14 protein-coding genes are annotated in these 14,481 nt (G+C 71.5%); 10 read left to right on the forward strand and 4 right to left on the reverse strand.

Translation table 11 applies throughout. The annotated features are described in order from the left end of the window. Positions 1-919: LysR family transcriptional regulator (locus ODJ79_RS18015; protein WP_263024639.1), on the reverse strand; the 919-nt coding region annotated here is incomplete at its 3' end. A gap of 144 nt (positions 920-1,063) precedes the next feature. Between ODJ79_RS18015 and ODJ79_RS18020 the strand changes: the two genes are divergently transcribed. Genes ODJ79_RS18020 through ODJ79_RS18030 form a run of 3 tightly spaced genes read left to right on the forward strand, consistent with a single transcriptional unit; the run spans position 1,064 to position 4,407 of the window. Then, the gene (locus tag ODJ79_RS18020; protein ID WP_263024814.1) at positions 1,064-1,714 is read left to right on the forward strand and encodes a succinate dehydrogenase cytochrome b subunit; all 651 of its coding nucleotides are present in this window, start codon (positions 1,064-1,066) and stop codon (positions 1,712-1,714) included. Between the two features lie 6 nt (positions 1,715-1,720). After that, the gene (locus tag ODJ79_RS18025) at positions 1,721-3,664 is read left to right on the forward strand and encodes a fumarate reductase/succinate dehydrogenase flavoprotein subunit (protein WP_263024640.1); all 1,944 of its coding nucleotides are present in this window, start codon (positions 1,721-1,723) and stop codon (positions 3,662-3,664) included. Then, positions 3,664-4,407: a succinate dehydrogenase/fumarate reductase iron-sulfur subunit gene (locus ODJ79_RS18030; protein WP_263024641.1), complete on the forward strand. Its 744-nt coding sequence runs from the start codon at positions 3,664-3,666 to the stop codon at positions 4,405-4,407. The genes ODJ79_RS18025 and ODJ79_RS18030 overlap by 1 nt, the downstream gene beginning before the upstream one ends. An 84-nt stretch (positions 4,408-4,491) precedes the next feature. Here ODJ79_RS18030 and ODJ79_RS18035 read toward each other — a convergent pair whose 3' ends face one another. Continuing rightward, positions 4,492-5,067 carry a TetR/AcrR family transcriptional regulator gene (locus ODJ79_RS18035; RefSeq protein ID WP_263024642.1) on the reverse strand — a complete coding sequence of 192 codons (576 nt, stop codon included), beginning with the start codon at positions 5,065-5,067 and terminating at the stop codon, positions 4,492-4,494. A 35-nt stretch (positions 5,068-5,102) separates the two neighbouring features. On the opposite strand from ODJ79_RS18035, the gene ODJ79_RS18040 reads away from it, so the two are divergent. The 4 genes from ODJ79_RS18040 (at position 5,103) to ODJ79_RS18055 (ending at position 10,645) form a co-directional block, all read left to right on the forward strand. Beyond that, positions 5,103-6,470: an FAD-dependent monooxygenase gene (locus ODJ79_RS18040; RefSeq protein WP_263024643.1), complete on the forward strand. Its 1,368-nt coding sequence runs from the start codon at positions 5,103-5,105 to the stop codon at positions 6,468-6,470. Between the two features lie 81 nt (positions 6,471-6,551). After that, positions 6,552-8,753, forward strand: coding sequence for an EAL domain-containing protein (locus tag ODJ79_RS18045; protein ID WP_263024644.1), 2,202 nt, complete (start codon positions 6,552-6,554; stop codon positions 8,751-8,753). A 148-nt stretch (positions 8,754-8,901) separates the two neighbouring features. Then, positions 8,902-9,381: a hypothetical protein gene (locus tag ODJ79_RS18050; RefSeq protein WP_263024645.1), complete on the forward strand. Its 480-nt coding sequence runs from the start codon at positions 8,902-8,904 to the stop codon at positions 9,379-9,381. Between the two features lie 70 nt (positions 9,382-9,451). Then, on the forward strand, positions 9,452-10,645 hold the full coding sequence (locus ODJ79_RS18055) for an MFS transporter (protein WP_263024646.1): 1,194 nt from the start codon (positions 9,452-9,454) through the stop codon (positions 10,643-10,645). Between the two features lie 18 nt (positions 10,646-10,663). Here ODJ79_RS18055 and ODJ79_RS18060 read toward each other — a convergent pair whose 3' ends face one another. Then, complete coding sequence (locus ODJ79_RS18060; protein ID WP_263024647.1) at positions 10,664-10,972, reverse strand: antibiotic biosynthesis monooxygenase family protein; 309 nt, start codon at positions 10,970-10,972, stop codon at positions 10,664-10,666. 177 nt (positions 10,973-11,149) lie between these two features. Between ODJ79_RS18060 and ODJ79_RS18065 the strand changes: the two genes are divergently transcribed. From ODJ79_RS18065 to ODJ79_RS18075, 3 genes are all read left to right on the forward strand, one after another. Beyond that, entirely contained in the window at positions 11,150-11,584 is a 435-nt protein-coding gene (locus ODJ79_RS18065) for an HNH endonuclease (protein ID WP_263024648.1), read from the forward strand. 107 nt (positions 11,585-11,691) lie between these two features. Next, positions 11,692-12,159: a MarR family winged helix-turn-helix transcriptional regulator gene (locus tag ODJ79_RS18070; RefSeq protein ID WP_263024649.1), complete on the forward strand. Its 468-nt coding sequence runs from the start codon at positions 11,692-11,694 to the stop codon at positions 12,157-12,159. A 50-nt stretch (positions 12,160-12,209) separates the two neighbouring features. Further along, complete coding sequence (locus tag ODJ79_RS18075; protein ID WP_263024650.1) at positions 12,210-13,691, forward strand: MFS transporter; 1,482 nt, start codon at positions 12,210-12,212, stop codon at positions 13,689-13,691. Positions 13,692-13,696: 5 nt separating this feature from the next. On the opposite strand, the gene ODJ79_RS18080 is transcribed toward ODJ79_RS18075, so the two are convergent. Further along, entirely contained in the window at positions 13,697-14,341 is a 645-nt protein-coding gene (locus ODJ79_RS18080) for a CDP-alcohol phosphatidyltransferase family protein (RefSeq protein WP_263024815.1), read from the reverse strand. Positions 14,342-14,481 lie beyond the last annotated feature (140 nt).

Raw genomic sequence — 14,481 nt, forward strand, 5'->3', positions numbered from 1 at the left:
GCGGGCGTACGCCGGACGGCAGCTCCTCGGTCGCCACGTGAGCGAGCAACGTCGTACGCAAGGCCTCGGCGGCGTGCGGAAGCACGGACCGCTTGCGATGCGCCAGGGCGATGGTCCGCCGCATGCCCGGCGGCGCCAGCGGCGTCGCCCGCAGCAGCGGACGGTTGGCCAGCACCATGCTCGGCACCAGCGCCACGCCCAGCCCGGCCTCGACGAAGGCGAGCACCGCGTCCATCTCCCCGCCCTCGACCGCGAACTTCGGGGTGAAGCCGGCCTGCCGGCAGGCCTCGAGGGTGACGCCGCGGATGTCGTAGCCGGCCCGGAACATCACCAGTGGAGTGTGCTCGAGCTCGGAGAGCACGATCTGCGCCTGGGAGGTGGGCGGCGGCCGGTCGAAGGCGGACGCCACCACCAGGCTCTCGCGCAGCACCGGCGCGGTGACCAGGGCCGGGTCGACACCGTGGTCGGGCTGCACGATCAGGGCCAGGTCCAAAGTGTGCGCGAGCAGGTTCTCGATCAGGTCCTGGGAGCTGCCCTCGTTCACGTACAGCTGGATCTCGGGGTGTTCGGCGCGGAAGGTCCGCAGCACCTCCGGAACCAGCGACGAGCAGAGGCTCGGGGTGGCGCCCAGCCGGACGTCGCCGCGGCGCAGGCCGACGATGTCCTGCACGGCCTCGCGGGCCGCGTCGGCGTCGGCGACCATCCGCTGCGCCAGCGGCAGCAGCGTCTCGCCGGCCACGGTGAGCGCGACCGCCCCCCGGATGCGCTCGAACAGGGGCGCGCCGAGGCTCTGTTCCAGGGTGTGAATTTGTTTACTGAGAGTCGGCTGGGAGACGCCCAGATTATCCGCCGCTTGTGTGAAATGCCGGGTTTCCGCGACCGCCAGGAAGTATCGAAGCTGTTGCAACTGCACCTGCATAGCCTATCGCTATGAACACCTACCCGATCATGCATTAGACGAATCGCATAGGGACTTCCTACCGTCAAAACCGTGGCGGTAGACACGAGAACTCCCAAGGTGGCACGGGCCACCCCGGCGCCGGTCAAGAAGCGGACCTCGTCCGTGGCGCTCAAGATCTTCATGGCGGTGACCGGCATCACGCTGGTCCTGTTCCTGTACCTGCACATGATCGGCAACCTGAAGATCTTCTTCGGCGAGACGACCTTCGATCACTACGCGCACTGGCTGCGCACGATCGGCACCCCGGTGCTGCCCACCGAGTGGTTCCTCTGGATCCAGCGGGGCGGCCTCACGATCGCGGTCGTCGGGCACGTCGCCGCCGCCACGATCCTGGCCCGGCGCGCCCGCCAGGCCCGGCCGGTCAAGTACGCCCACCGACCCAAGGTGCAGGGCAGCTACGCCGCGCGCACGATGCGCTGGGGCGGGGTGATCATCCTGCTCTTCGTGATCTACCACATTCTGGACCTGACCACGCTCACCCTGAACCCGGCGGCCGAGGCCGGGCACCCGTACGCGAACGTGGTGGCCGACTTCGCCCCGAGCCGCTGGTACGTGACCCTCGTTTACCTGCTCGCGATCGTGGCCATCGGCTTTCACCTGCGGCACGGCCTGTTCAGCGCGGTTCGCACCCTCGGCCAGCAGAAGCCCCGCGGCGAGCGGGTCGCCCGCGCGACCGCGCTGTTTCTCAGCCTTGTCCTGGTCATCGGTTACCTGTCCGTGCCGTTCGCGGTCATGACTGGATTGGTGGGTTAAGCCGGAATGTCGGAATACTGGAACGACGGCGACCCGATCGCCGACACCGCCGCCCCGGACGGCCCGATCGAGACCCGCTGGGAGCGCCGCAAGTTCTCGGCGAAGCTGGTCAACCCGGCCAACCGCCGCAAGCTCACGGTGATCGTGGTGGGCACCGGCCTGGCCGGCGGCTCGGCCGCGGCGACCCTGGCCGAGGCCGGCTACCGGGTCAAGTCGTACTGCTACCAGGACAGCCCGCGGCGGGCGCACTCGATCGCCGCGCAGGGCGGCATCAACGCCGCGAAGAACTACCGCAACGACGGCGACTCGATCTACCGGCTGTTCTACGACACGGTCAAGGGCGGCGACTTCCGCGCCCGCGAGTCCAACGTCTACCGGCTGGCCAGCGTCTCGGTGAACATCATCGACCAGTGCGTGGCGCAGGGCGTCCCGTTCGCCCGCGAATACGGCGGCCTGCTCGACAACCGCTCGTTCGGCGGCACCCAGGTGTCGCGCACCTTCTACGCCCGGGGCCAGACGGGCCAGCAGCTGCTGCTCGGCGCGTACCAGGCGATGGAGCGCCAGATCGGGCTCGGCAACATCGAGATGAACGCCCGGCACGAGATGCTCGAGCTGATCATCGTGGACGGCAAGGCCCGCGGGATCGTCGTCCGCGACATGGTGACCGGCGAGATCACCACCGAGATGGCCGACGCGGTCGTGCTCGCCTCCGGCGGCTACGGCAACGTCTTCTTCCTCTCCACCAACGCCAAGGGCTGCAACGTCACGGCGTCGTGGCGGGCGCACCGCAAGGGCGCGCTGTTCGGCAACCCCTGCTACACGCAGATCCACCCGACCTGCATCCCCGAGTCCGGCACGCACCAGTCGAAGCTGACGCTGATGAGCGAGTCGCTGCGCAACGACGGCCGGGTCTGGGTGCCGAAACGCGCCGAGGACTGCAAGAAGCCGGCCGCCGAGATCGCCGAGGAGGACCGCGACTACTACCTGGAGCGGATCTACCCGTCGTTCGGCAACCTGGTGCCCCGGGACATCGCCTCGCGCGCCGCCAAGAACGTCTGCGACGAGGGCCGCGGCGTCGGCCCCGGCGGGCTCGGCGTCTACCTGGACTTCGCGGACGCGATCCAGCGACTGGGCAAGAAGGCGGTCGAGGCCAAGTACGGCAACCTCTTCGAGATGTACCAGCGGATCACCGGCGAGGACCCGTACGAGGTCCCGATGCGGATCTATCCCGCGGTGCACTACACGATGGGTGGCCTCTGGGTCGACTACGACCTGCAGTCGACGATCCCGGGCCTGTTCGTGGTGGGCGAGGCGAACTTCTCCGACCACGGCGCCAACCGGCTCGGCGCGTCGGCGCTGATGCAGGGCCTCGGCGACGGCTACTTCGTGCTGCCCACGACCCTGGGCAACTACCTGGCCGCCGGCCCGTTCGAGAAGATCGCGGAAGATCACGACGACGTGGTCGAAGCGCGCAAATCGGTCGAAGACCGTATTTCGAAGCTGCTGGCCGTCGACGGCGACCGGACCGTGGACTCGTTCCACCGCGAGCTGGGCCACATCATGTGGGAGTACTGCGGCATGGAGCGCACCGAGGAGGGCCTCACCAAGGCCATCGGCCTCATCCGGTCGCTCAAGGAGGAGTTCTGGCAGCGGGTCAAGGTGCCGGGCACCGGCGAGCAGCTCAACCAGAACCTGGAGAAGGCCGGCCGGGTCGCCGACTTCTTCGAGCTCGGCGAGCTGATGTGCATCGACGCCCTGCACCGCCGCGAGTCCTGCGGCGGCCACTTCCGCGCCGAGTCGCAGAGCGAGGACGGCGAGGCGCTGCGTCACGACGACGAGTACGCCTACGTCGCGGCCTGGGAGTACGCGAAGGCCGACGGCAAGCCCACCCTGCACAAGGAACAGCTCGAATTCGAGTACGTCCACCCGAGCACCCGGAGCTACAAGTAATGGACATCCAGGTACGCGTGTGGCGCCAGTCCTCCGCGGAGGACAAGGGCCGCATGGTCACGTACGACGTGAAGGACATCTCCCCCGACGCCTCCTTCCTGGAGATGCTCGACGTCCTGAACGAGAAGCTGATCCTCGACGGGGACGACCCGATCGCGTTCGACCACGACTGCCGCGAGGGCATCTGCGGCATGTGCAGCATGGTCATCGACGGCGTGGCGCACGGCCCCGAGCGGGCCACCACCACCTGCCAGCTGCACATGCGGCACTTCGCCGACGGCGACGTGATCGATGTCGAGCCGTGGCGGGCCGCCGCCTTCCCGGTGATCAAGGACCTGGTGGTGGACCGCACCGCGTTCGACAAGATCATCCAGGCCGGTGGCTACATCACCGCGCCGACCGGCGCGGCGCCCGAGGCGCACTCCACCCCGGTGCCCAAGAAGGACGCCGACCTGGCGTTCGAGGCGGCCACCTGCATCGGCTGCGGCGCCTGCGTCGCGGCCTGCCCGAACGGCTCGGCCATGCTGTTCACCGCGGCCAAGGTCGCCCATCTGGGCCTCATGCCGCAGGGCCAGCCGGAGCGGGACAGCCGGGTCATCGACATGCTCCAGGCGCAGGACGACGCCGGCTTCGGCGGCTGCACCAACGCCGGCGAGTGCACCACGGTCTGCCCCAAGGGTATCCCGCTGACCCTGATCGGTCGCCTGAACAGCGACTACCGCAAGGCACTGCGCAACAGGTAACGCAGGCTTCAGTCCGCTTTTGGGCGGCGGGCGGGGCGGTCGGATGGGCTCCGGGCCGGGCACAATGGCGTGCCCGGCCCGGCATCAACCGTTGATGCCCGCGTACAGAAAAGAAGTCAGGGTTTCGATGGCTTCCTGGTCGGGGAGCTTGTCGATCCAGGTGTCGGCGAACGAGCCGACCACGGAATTGAAGATCGTCGCCAGCACCATCGGGTCGGCCGACGGGGCGGTCTTGGCCATGTGGTCGGCGATGTGCCGCAGATCGGGCTCGAGCATCTCGCGCTGCACCCGGTCGAACTCCGGATCGACGATCGCCGCCTGCCGCAGCGCCGCCATGACCGTCCGGTGCCGGCGGTAGACCGTCCAGAACTGCTCGATGTGCCAGCGGATCGCGGCCCGGTCGGAGAAGTCGTCCGAGTGCCCGGCCGCGAGCGCGCCCTCGTCGCCGAGCGCCAGCAGGTCGGACAGCAGCGCCTCGAGCAGCTTCTCCTTGCTCGGGAAGTGCTGGTAGAACGAGCCCGTCGCGCGTCCTGCCTCCGCCGTGATGTCCGTGATCTTGGTGTTGAGATAGCCCACCCGCTCGAACACCCGGATCGCCGCGGCCTTGAGCTCCGCCTCGGTCTGCGCCGCACGCTGCTTGCGCACACCCGTCTCCGCCATTGACGCAGGATATCAACGCGCCGTACGGTGAACCCATGTTCAGTGAATCTAAGTTCATAATGATCGTCGGCGCCGGCCCGACCGGCCTCACCCTGGCCCGCGAGCTCCAGCGGCGCGGTGTTCCGTTCCGGATCGTGGAGCGCTCGGCCGAGCCGTTCACCGGGTCGCGCGGCAAGGGGCTGCAGCCGCGCACCCAGGAGGTGCTGGACGACCTCGGGCTGATCGACGCGTTCCGCGCGGCCGGCGGGGAGTATCCCGAGCTGCTCCTGCACCTGCCCGACGGGAGCAAGATGCGGCGGCGGATGGACCCGCTGCACGAGGCGACGGCCCAGGTTCCGTACCCGAACATGCTGATGCTTCCGCAGTGGCGGACCTGCGCGCTGCTGGCCGAGGGGGTGCCGGTCGAGCTCGGGGTCGGGGTCACCGGGCTGAAGCAGGTCGAGGGCGGCGTCCGGGTGACGCTGGACAGCGGCGAGATCACCACGGCCCGGTACGTGGTGGGGGCGGACGGCGGGCAGAGCACGGTCCGCAAGCTGCTCGGCGTGCCCTTCGAAGGGGAAACCCACGAGACCGAACGACTGACCATTGCCGACGTCCGAATTGAGGGTTTGAGTCGGGAAAATTGGCACATATGGCCGGACGGTCAGTCGTTCAAGCTCGGCCTCTGCCCCTTGCCCGGCACCGAGGACTTCCAGCTCACCGCCCCACCATCCGATTTGTCCATTGACGAGCTGGTCTCCGATGTCGGCATGAAGGTCACCCGCATCGGGTGGACGTCGGAGTACCGGGCCAACATGCGGATGGTGTCCCGCTACCGCGTCGGCGACGTCTTCCTCGCCGGGGACGCCGCGCACGTACATTCGCCGGCCGGCGGCCAGGGCCTCAACACCGGCATCCAGGACGCCTACAACCTGGGCTGGAAGCTCGCCACCGGCAACGACCGGCTGCTCGACACGTACGAGGAGGAACGCCTGCCGGTGGCGGCCGAGGTGCTCGGCATCAGCACCCGCCTGCACCGCGCCGCCGTCGACCGCGAGCCCGGCGCGATGAACCGCGAGGACCCGGTGCTGCGTCAGCTCTCCCTCACCTACCGCGGCGGCCCGCTGGCTGCCGAGTGCCGCCCGGCGCCGGGCTCCGTGCGAGCCGGCGACCGCGCGCCGGACGCACCCTGCGGCGACGTGACCGTCTTCGACCTGCTCCGCGGCCCACACCCGACGCTGCTCGCCTTCGCCTGGCCGGGCGACCTGCCGCACGCCCACCACATCGACGACCCCGCGGCCCTCGCCGCGTACGACATCACCGCCCCGACCCTGGTGCTGGTCCGGCCGGACAACTACCTCGGATGCGTCACCCACGACCCCGCCGACATCGAGCGCTACGAACGATCAATTTCGCCGATTTGATCGGGGCCGCCGAATCGCTATCATCGCTTGGCCCGCATTCGACAGCCCTCATCACGGAGGGCTCGATCCCGGGGACAATCGGTGACGGACAAGCGCTATGCGGTAGTTGTCGGAGTTGACGACTCCGCGATCGGCGCTGCCCTGCCCGCCCTGCGATACGCGGCCCGCGACGCCGAATCCGTCCGCGACCTGCTCTGCGATCCCGCGATCGGCACCTTCGACCCGGCCGATGTGGAGCTGTTCGCGGGTCCGTACACCAGCGTCGCCGCGATCAAGACGGCACTGCGCCGGATCGCGCTGCACTCCGACGCGTCCGACACGCTGCTGGTCTACTTCGCCGGCCACACGCTGACCCCGGCGTGGAGCCTCGGCAACGACCTCTACCTGGTCACCCCCGACCTCGACGAGGCCGCGCTCGGCGACGACCCCGACGCCGGGCTGCGGCTGTCCTACCTGCACCGGGACGTGCTCGAGCTGTTCGCGGGCGCGGCCACCCTGATCCTCGACTGCTGCCGGTCGGGCAGCCTGCGCGGCCGGCACCGCGACCCGATCGGCCTGGGCGGGCGATACTCGGCGCTCACCGTCTGCGCCCGGGACGGCGCCGCCCGGGAGGATCCGTCGCTCGGCCACGGCGTGCTCACCCATCACCTGCTCGAAGGGCTGCGCGGCGGCGCCGCCGACTCCACCGGACGGGTGACTTTCGCGGCCCTCAGCGGGTACGTCCTGGAGCGCGGCCTCGACCCGCAGCCCGGCGTCATCCTCCAGGAGTGGGCCACGACCACGGCGCTGACCAGCTCCGGCCCCGAGCTGATCATCACGACCCCGGTGCCGGCGCCACGCGTCCCCGAGCCGGTCGAGGTGCTACCCCTGGAAAACCCGATCGACCGGCACGCCACGGCGATCGCCGGCCTGATCGATCGACTGTCCCGGGCCGCCCGCGAGCCGCGGCTCTCCGGCGCGATGCTGCGCGCCGACCGGGTGCACTACCTTCGGGCCGCGACCGGAGCCGAGTCGGTGGCCCTGCTGGAATACACCGCCACCGGCATCACCACGATCGACGCCACCGCGCGCTTCGACCAGGCATCGGTGCAGGACCTGTTGCAGTTCACCGACGACCCGTCGAGCCTCGAGTGGTTCGGCCGCATCTTCCGTGACACCAGCCGCACCCTGCTGTGCGTACCGGTCAGCCGCAGCGACGACACCGTGCTGCTGCTCGCCGTGGTCAATCCGCCCGCCGCCCTGGTCGCGATCGGCCAGCCGATGGCGAAGGTGATCGAGACGATCTGGCGCACCGACTTCGCCGCCTCCCCCGCCGAGGCCGAGATCCAGGTGCTCACCGCCCTCCGCGAGACGTTCGGCCGGCTGCCCACCCCGCTCTACGAGCGCTGCTTCCGCCTCTACCGTGAGGTGCTGAGCTCGTTCCGCATCGTCTTCCAGCCGGTCGTCACGATCGGGCCGGCGGTCGCGAACGTCGGCGTGCACAGCTACGAGGCGCTGGCCCGCCGCTCGCTCGACGAGTCCCGCGCGCCGGTCGCGATGCTGCAGATCGCCCGCATCTGGGGCGACCGCTTCGTCGTCGAGCGCGACAAGGTCATCCTCCGCACGGCGCTGCGCTCCTACGCCGAGGCGAACGCCGCCGGCCCGTGGGACGAGCCGAAGCCGGTCTCGGTCAATGTCTCGGTGCGCGCGCTGCTCAGCGACTCGTACGTGGAAACCCTCCGGATCGCGATCGCCGAGGCCGGGCTCACCCCGGCCGCCGTGACCCTGGAGATCTCCGAGCAGGACCCGATCGAGCCGCGCGACGGCGAGCAGTGGCCGGACGAGCCGCACGCGTACTTCCACAAGCGGCTGGCCACGATCGCCCGCGACGTCGGCGTGGCCTTCGCCGTCGACGACTTCGGCACCGGGTACGCCTCGCTCTCCCGGATGGCCGAGCTCCCGCTCACCCAGATCAAGGTCGACCGCGCGATCCTGCATCACCCGCAGGCGTTGCAGGAGCTCGCGCTGGTGGTGTCGGTCGCACGCGACGCCTCGCACACCCCGCGCGTGGTCATCGTCGAGGGCGTCGACGACGAGTCCCCGCTCACCCTGCGCCAGATCTTCGAGCGCAAGATCAAGCACGTCCAGGGCTACATCACCCGCGAGCCGGCCGCCCCTCGCCTGCGCCGGCTGCGCCCCGAGGCCCGCAAGGAGATCGCCGCCCGGGTCCGTGGCGACGACGGCCACCGCCCCTCGCGCCTGGCCGACGAGGGCGGCGTCTTTCCCTTGCAGCGCGGCGCTTAAAAACCTTTTCCCGTACGCGTCGGCAAAGTCCCCGGTGCGGCGCCACGCGCCGTCGCTGGTCACCCTCCGACCGCGGCCGCCGGGTTGTCCTGCATGGTTCCGCTCCTCATCGTTGTCAACTGTTCGTTGACAACTCTAGAATTGCGCCATGGCCGACCTCACCGCGCTCCGGGCGATTCCCGCCGAGCGAGCGCGCCTCGACGCCCACGAGCTGGCGCTGATCGACCAGGCTCGCCGGGCCGGCGCCACCTGGGTGGAGATCGCCGAGGCCCTCGGGCTGGGCAGCCGCCAGGCCGCCGAGCAGCGCCGCCTGCGGCTGACCACCGCCGTGCATCCGGCCGCCACCGAGCTCGACCGAGGCCTCGGCTCGCAGGTCAGCGAGCTGCGGGCCGCCGCCGCCGACCTGCACCGGCGGATCGGCGCCGATCGCCGCTGGGACCGTCGTTTCACCCGCGCCGCCCTCGTCCGCCAGACTCTCGCCACCGCCCCCGACGCCCCGGTCTCCGCGCTGTTTGCGCTGGTGGCCGACGCCGTGTCCGACCTGTCCGCGGCCGGCGCCCCGCTGCCCGCCGCCACCCGGGCGGCCGTGTCCCGGCTGAGCGCCGCGCTGGAGGCCGCCACGCCATAGACTTGACAGCTTGCCACTCAACTCTTGAGGATGTGAGTCCAGCCGACTCACCCCTCGGGAGGTCCCTGCCGTGCGCCGGAACGCGTCCCTGTTCGTCCTCATCTCCCTCCTGTCCGGCCTGGGCAGCACCGCGATGACCCTGGTCGCCCGCGTCTGGGTGCTCGACCTGACCGGTTCGGTGGCCCTGGCCGCCCTGACCGGCCTGTGCATCTACGCCCCCACCTTCGCGGCGCCGTGGCTGGGCACCCTGGTCGACCGCCTCCCGCGCCGCACGCTGCTGATCGCGGTGGATGTCGTCCTGGGCTTGCTGATCCTCGGCCTGCTGCCCGCGTCCTCCCCGGGCGCGGTCGGGCTGATCTTCGCGGTCCTCGTGGCCCGCGGCCTGAGCTACGTCCTGCTGGACGCCGGCGAGTCGGCAATCCTCCCGTCCGCCGTGCCGGCGACGTCGCTGGGCGACGTCAACGGCTGGCGATCGAGCGCCCAGGAGGGCATGAAGATCGTGGCGCCGCTCCTGGGCGCCGGCGTCTACGCCTGGCGAGGTCCCATCCCGGTGGTCCTGGCCTGCGCGGCGCTGCCCCTTCTGACCGCGACCTGCTACGCCCTCCTCCGTCTCCCGCGGACCCCCGCCGCGCCGGTCGCGCACGGCGCCGGAGGACGAGTCGACTGGTCGGGGCGCGGGGAGGTGCGGGCCGGGCTGCGCGCGCTCTTCGGCAATCCGGCCGTGCGCGGCCCGGTCCTCGTGGCGGCCGCCGCGATCGGGCTGTCCGGCCTGGTCAACGCCGCGCTGATCGGCCAGGTCGTGCACGGCCTGCACCTGCCCGCGACCCGGCTCGGCGTCCTCTCGACGGCCCAGGGCGTCGGCTCGATCGTGAGCGGTTTGCTGGTCGGCCGCCTCCTCGCCCGCCTGTCCCCACCGGCGGTGGCCGCCCTGGGCACGGCCATCTTCGCCGCCGCCTGCGTCTGCTCCTCGATCCCCTGGTGGCCCGCACTGATCGCCGGCGGCGCCCTGTCCGGCCTGGGCCTGGTCCTGGCCCTGATCGCCGGCGTCACCGCGGTACAGACCTGCACCCCCGGCCACCTGCTGGGCCGGGTCTCCGCCACCTCGAACACCGTCATGTTCGGCCCGGTAGCCGTCGCGATCCCGCTCGGCTCCGCCCTGGTCGGCTTCGGGCCGACCCCGCTGTTCCTGGCCGCCGCCGCGCTGGCGGCCGCCGCGGCGCTCTACCGCCCCCGGTCACCGGCCGTCCAGCCCAGCTCCGTGTGACGGCCGGCCCGCGATCGGTCAGATCAGGTCGGCGACCACCTCGTGGTGGCTCACCCGGTCGTCCCAGCGGCTCAGCACCCGCCGCGCCTCGTCCTCGAGAACCGGCAGCTCGGGCCGCTCCCCCGCGAAGCCCCGCACCGCGTCCATCCCGTCGAAGAACGTCATCGTGGTGAACATGACCTCGTCCCCGGCCGGCAGCGCCAGCAGCCGCGCGCCCCGGAAGCCGGGCACGCGGCGCAGATGCGTCGCCACCTCGCTCTCGAAATGCCGCCGATAGTCCTCGGCCGTCGCCCGCGAGGCCCAGCCCCGCCAAGTCCGCGCGATCATCCCCGCCTCCTGAAGACATCTCCTGTCCACAAGCTACGGCTGAGCTGGGCTTGATCGTTATTCGGTTGTCCGGGGTGGAGCCCGAACCTACCGTGTTCCGTGACACAGCCGATCGACAAAAGCGCGATCGGCCGTACCGACAAATTTCTACATTGCCTGTGGGGGAGGTGGGCCACGATGAGCGCGGTGCTGGTGCTTAACGCCGACTGCGGACCGCTGCACCGGGTCAGCCTCCGGCATGCCATCCGGATGCTGTTCCGTGAGGTCGCCGTCGTGCACGAGGCCGAGCCGGACCAGCGGATCGGCATCTATCCGATACCGACCGTCGTGCGGCTGGTCAGCTACGTGGTGACGCGGTGGCGACACAGTCGCGGGCCGGTCTGGTCGCGGGCCGGCGTGCTCGCGCGGGACGGGCGGAACTGCGCGTACTGCGGCGGGGCGGCGTCGACCATCGACCACGTGCTGCCCCGGTCGCGGGGTGGCCAGAACGAATGGGCCAACACGGTCGCGGCCTGCGGGCGGTGCAACAACCGCAAGGGTGACCGCACGCCCGGCGAGGCGCGCATGCCGCTGTTGGTGCGGCCGTACGCGCCGACCTGGTTCGACGCCTGATCGAGCCGCACGAGACGGCGACCGGTGGGCCGGCACGGGGGCAGGCCCGCCGGTCGTCCAGCGCACGGATCATCTACTAGCAGACGACCCGGCGGTAGGATAGGCCCATGGCAGCACCCCTCCGCACCGAGCGCGACATCACCGGCCTGCTCAACATGGCCGGTCATGCGCTGTCCAACCGGCTGTCCGCCGCCCTCGCGGACGTCGATCTCACCCCGCGTATGCAGTGCGTGCTGATTCACGCGCTCGAGGAGGAGCGCACCCAGATCCAGATCGCCGCCCTCGCCGATCTGGACAAGACCACCATGGTCAGCACCGTCGACGAGCTGGAACGGCGCGGCCTCGCCGAGCGCCGCCCGTCCACCACCGACCGGCGGGCCCGGATCGTCGCGGTCACCGAGAAGGGCCGGCTCGCGGCCGAGGAGGCGCAGCGGATCGTCGACCGGGTGCACGCGGACGCGCTCGGCGGACTGCCGGCCGACAGCCGGGCCGCCTTCGTCGAGGCGCTCGGCACCCTGGCCGGGACGACGCGTGATCCCGGGCCGCAGCCGATCCGACGGTCCCGGAACCGATGAAGCTCCGTTAGCAGATAGTCCACTACAGGATCATCTGCTAACGTCGAGCCATGGATACCAGCCGCCGCGCGGCCCTCGCCGTGCTCTGCGCCATGTCACTGATGATCGTGTTGGACAGCACGATCGTCGCCGTCGCCGTTCCGGACATCCAGCGCGATCTGGGCTTCTCCCCCACGGGCGTGGCCTGGGTTGTCAACGCGTACCTGGTCGCCTTCGCCGGCCTGCTGCTGCTCGCCGGTCGCCTCGGCGACCTGGTCGGCGCGTGGCGGGTCTTCCTCGCCGGTCTCGGCCTGTTCACGGTGGCGAGCCTGCTCTGCGGCCTCGCCCGCACCGCCGGCCTGCTGGTCGCCGGCCGCTTCGCCCAGGGCGCCGGCGGCGCGCTGGCCGCCGCGGTCGTGATCGGCATGATCGTGCGCCTCTTCCCCGCGCCCGCCGAGCAGGCCCGGGCCATGGGCATCTACAGCTTCACCCAGGCCGCCGGCGCCACGGTCGGCTTCGTGGTCGGCGGCGTGCTCACCGACGCGGTCGGCTGGCCGGCGATCTTCCTGGTCAACGTGCCCATCGGCGTCGCGGTCTGGCTGGCCGGCCGCCGCCTGCTGCCCCGCGAGACCGGCCCGGGACTGGCCGCCGGCCTCGACCTGCCCGGCGCGTTCCTGATCACGGCCGGCCTCTCGCTCGGCGTGTACGCGATCGTGCGTACCGGCTCATCGGACGCGGCCGTGCCCGCCACGCTCAGCGGAACCACCGCGGTGGTCCTGATCCTCGCCTTCCTGCTGCGGCAACGCCTCGCCCGCCGCCCGCTGATCGCCCTGCGCGTGCTGGCCCGCCGCTGGCTGCTCACCGCGAACGCCGCCGTGCTGCTGGTCTTCGCCACCGGCATGGGGTTCCAGTTCCTGAATGCCCTGTTCGTCCAGCGGGTGATGGGCTACGACGCGCTCGGCACCGGCCTCGCGTTCCTCCCGACGCCGCTGGTGATCGGTCTGGTGTCGCTGTTCGTGGCGCCGCGCGTGACCGGCCGCCTCGGCCCGCGCCCGGTGCTGATCGCCGGCCTGTCGCTGCTGCTCGTCGGCCTGGTGCTGCTCGGCCGGATGCCCGCCGACGTGTCCTACGTGGCCGACCTGCTGCCGCCGCTGATCGTGATGGGCCTGGGCGTCGGCGTCACCGTCCCGGCGATCATCATGCTCGCGATGGCGGGCGCCGCCCCGGCCGACACCGGCATGGTCTCCGGCTTCAGCAACACGGCCCAGCAGGCGGGTGGTGCGCTCGGCCTGTCGGTGCTGGCGGTGGTCGCGGCCGCGCACACGTCCGACCGGGCGGCCGCGGGGGTCCCGGCCGTGACGGCACTGCACGACGGATACGTCAGATCGTTCCTGGTGGCGGCCGGTTTCGTGGTGGCCGCCCTGCTGATCACGACGTTCCTGCTCCGCCGCCCGCCGCAGCCCGAGGCTCCGGCTTCGCACTGCGCCGCGCCCGCGCTGGATCCGGTCGCGCCGGCCGCGGATCGCGCGGCCCTCTGCAACACAGGCGCATGACTCGGTCAGGCGGCCAACGCACGACGGATCGCCACGCCCAACTGGGCCAGGCCGACGAGCCCGAGCCCGAGCCAGACGGCCGCCGCCACCGTCGTCGCGATCGGGACGACCGCCGCCGCCAGCAGGCCGAAGATGGCGACCAGCACCCGGGTCGGCCGCTCGGCGACGGTCACGACGCCGAGCTCCGCCATCCCCGCCGCCGTGGCCCGGGCCCTCGCGTACTCCTGCAACCAGCTCACCGTCCCGGCCGCGACCACCAGCCAGCCCGGCGCCCCCACCAGCCAGAACGCCAGCAGCCAGGCCACCTCGCCGAGCCGGTCGGCCACCGAGTCGTAGACGTAACCGAGCCGGGACGCCCGGCCGCTCACCACCGCGACGGCGCCGTCGAGCCCGTCGGCCAGCGCCGCGAGCAGCACCAGCGCCGCCCCGAGCGCCGCAGGGGCCCGGCCCAGCGCGGCCACCAGCGGCACGCACCAGCAGAGCACCAGCCCGGCCGTGGTCACCGCGGACGGCGCCACCCGCCGGGCGCCGAGCCACGAACCCATCCGGTAGGCCACGCGCACCCACCCCCGCACCACCGCGGAGGCCGCCCTCGGGTCGAAGCCGCCGTGCAGCCGAGCCCAGGCCGCGCAGTACGCCTCCCAGGTCACGGCCGGGTCAGGCGGCCCCGGCTCGTCCCCGGACACCGCCGGGTCAGGCGGCCGCGGCTCCTCTCCGGTCACGGCCGGGTCAGGCACCCGCGGCTCGTCCCCGGTCACGGCCGGGTCAGGCGGCCGCGGCTCGTCCCCGG

It is taken from the genome of Actinoplanes sp. KI2 (assembly GCF_025630775.1).
Taxonomy (GTDB): Bacteria; Actinomycetota; Actinomycetes; order Mycobacteriales; family Micromonosporaceae; genus Actinoplanes.

Coding starts and splice junctions, on each gene's coding strand:
- ODJ79_RS18070 (WP_263024649.1), top strand. CDS start 11,692: ATGGCAGCACCCCTCCGCACCGAGCGCGACATCACCGGCCTGCTCAAC.
- ODJ79_RS18060 (WP_263024647.1), bottom strand. CDS start 10,972: ATGATCGCGCGGACTTGGCGGGGCTGGGCCTCGCGGGCGACGGCCGAG.
- ODJ79_RS18025 (WP_263024640.1), top strand. CDS start 1,721: ATGTCGGAATACTGGAACGACGGCGACCCGATCGCCGACACCGCCGCC.
- ODJ79_RS18075 (WP_263024650.1), top strand. CDS start 12,210: ATGGATACCAGCCGCCGCGCGGCCCTCGCCGTGCTCTGCGCCATGTCA.
- ODJ79_RS18030 (WP_263024641.1), top strand. CDS start 3,664: ATGGACATCCAGGTACGCGTGTGGCGCCAGTCCTCCGCGGAGGACAAG.
- ODJ79_RS18065 (WP_263024648.1), top strand. CDS start 11,150: ATGAGCGCGGTGCTGGTGCTTAACGCCGACTGCGGACCGCTGCACCGG.
- ODJ79_RS18050 (WP_263024645.1), top strand. CDS start 8,902: ATGGCCGACCTCACCGCGCTCCGGGCGATTCCCGCCGAGCGAGCGCGC.
- ODJ79_RS18035 (WP_263024642.1), bottom strand. CDS start 5,067: ATGGCGGAGACGGGTGTGCGCAAGCAGCGTGCGGCGCAGACCGAGGCG.
- ODJ79_RS18040 (WP_263024643.1), top strand. CDS start 5,103: ATGTTCAGTGAATCTAAGTTCATAATGATCGTCGGCGCCGGCCCGACC.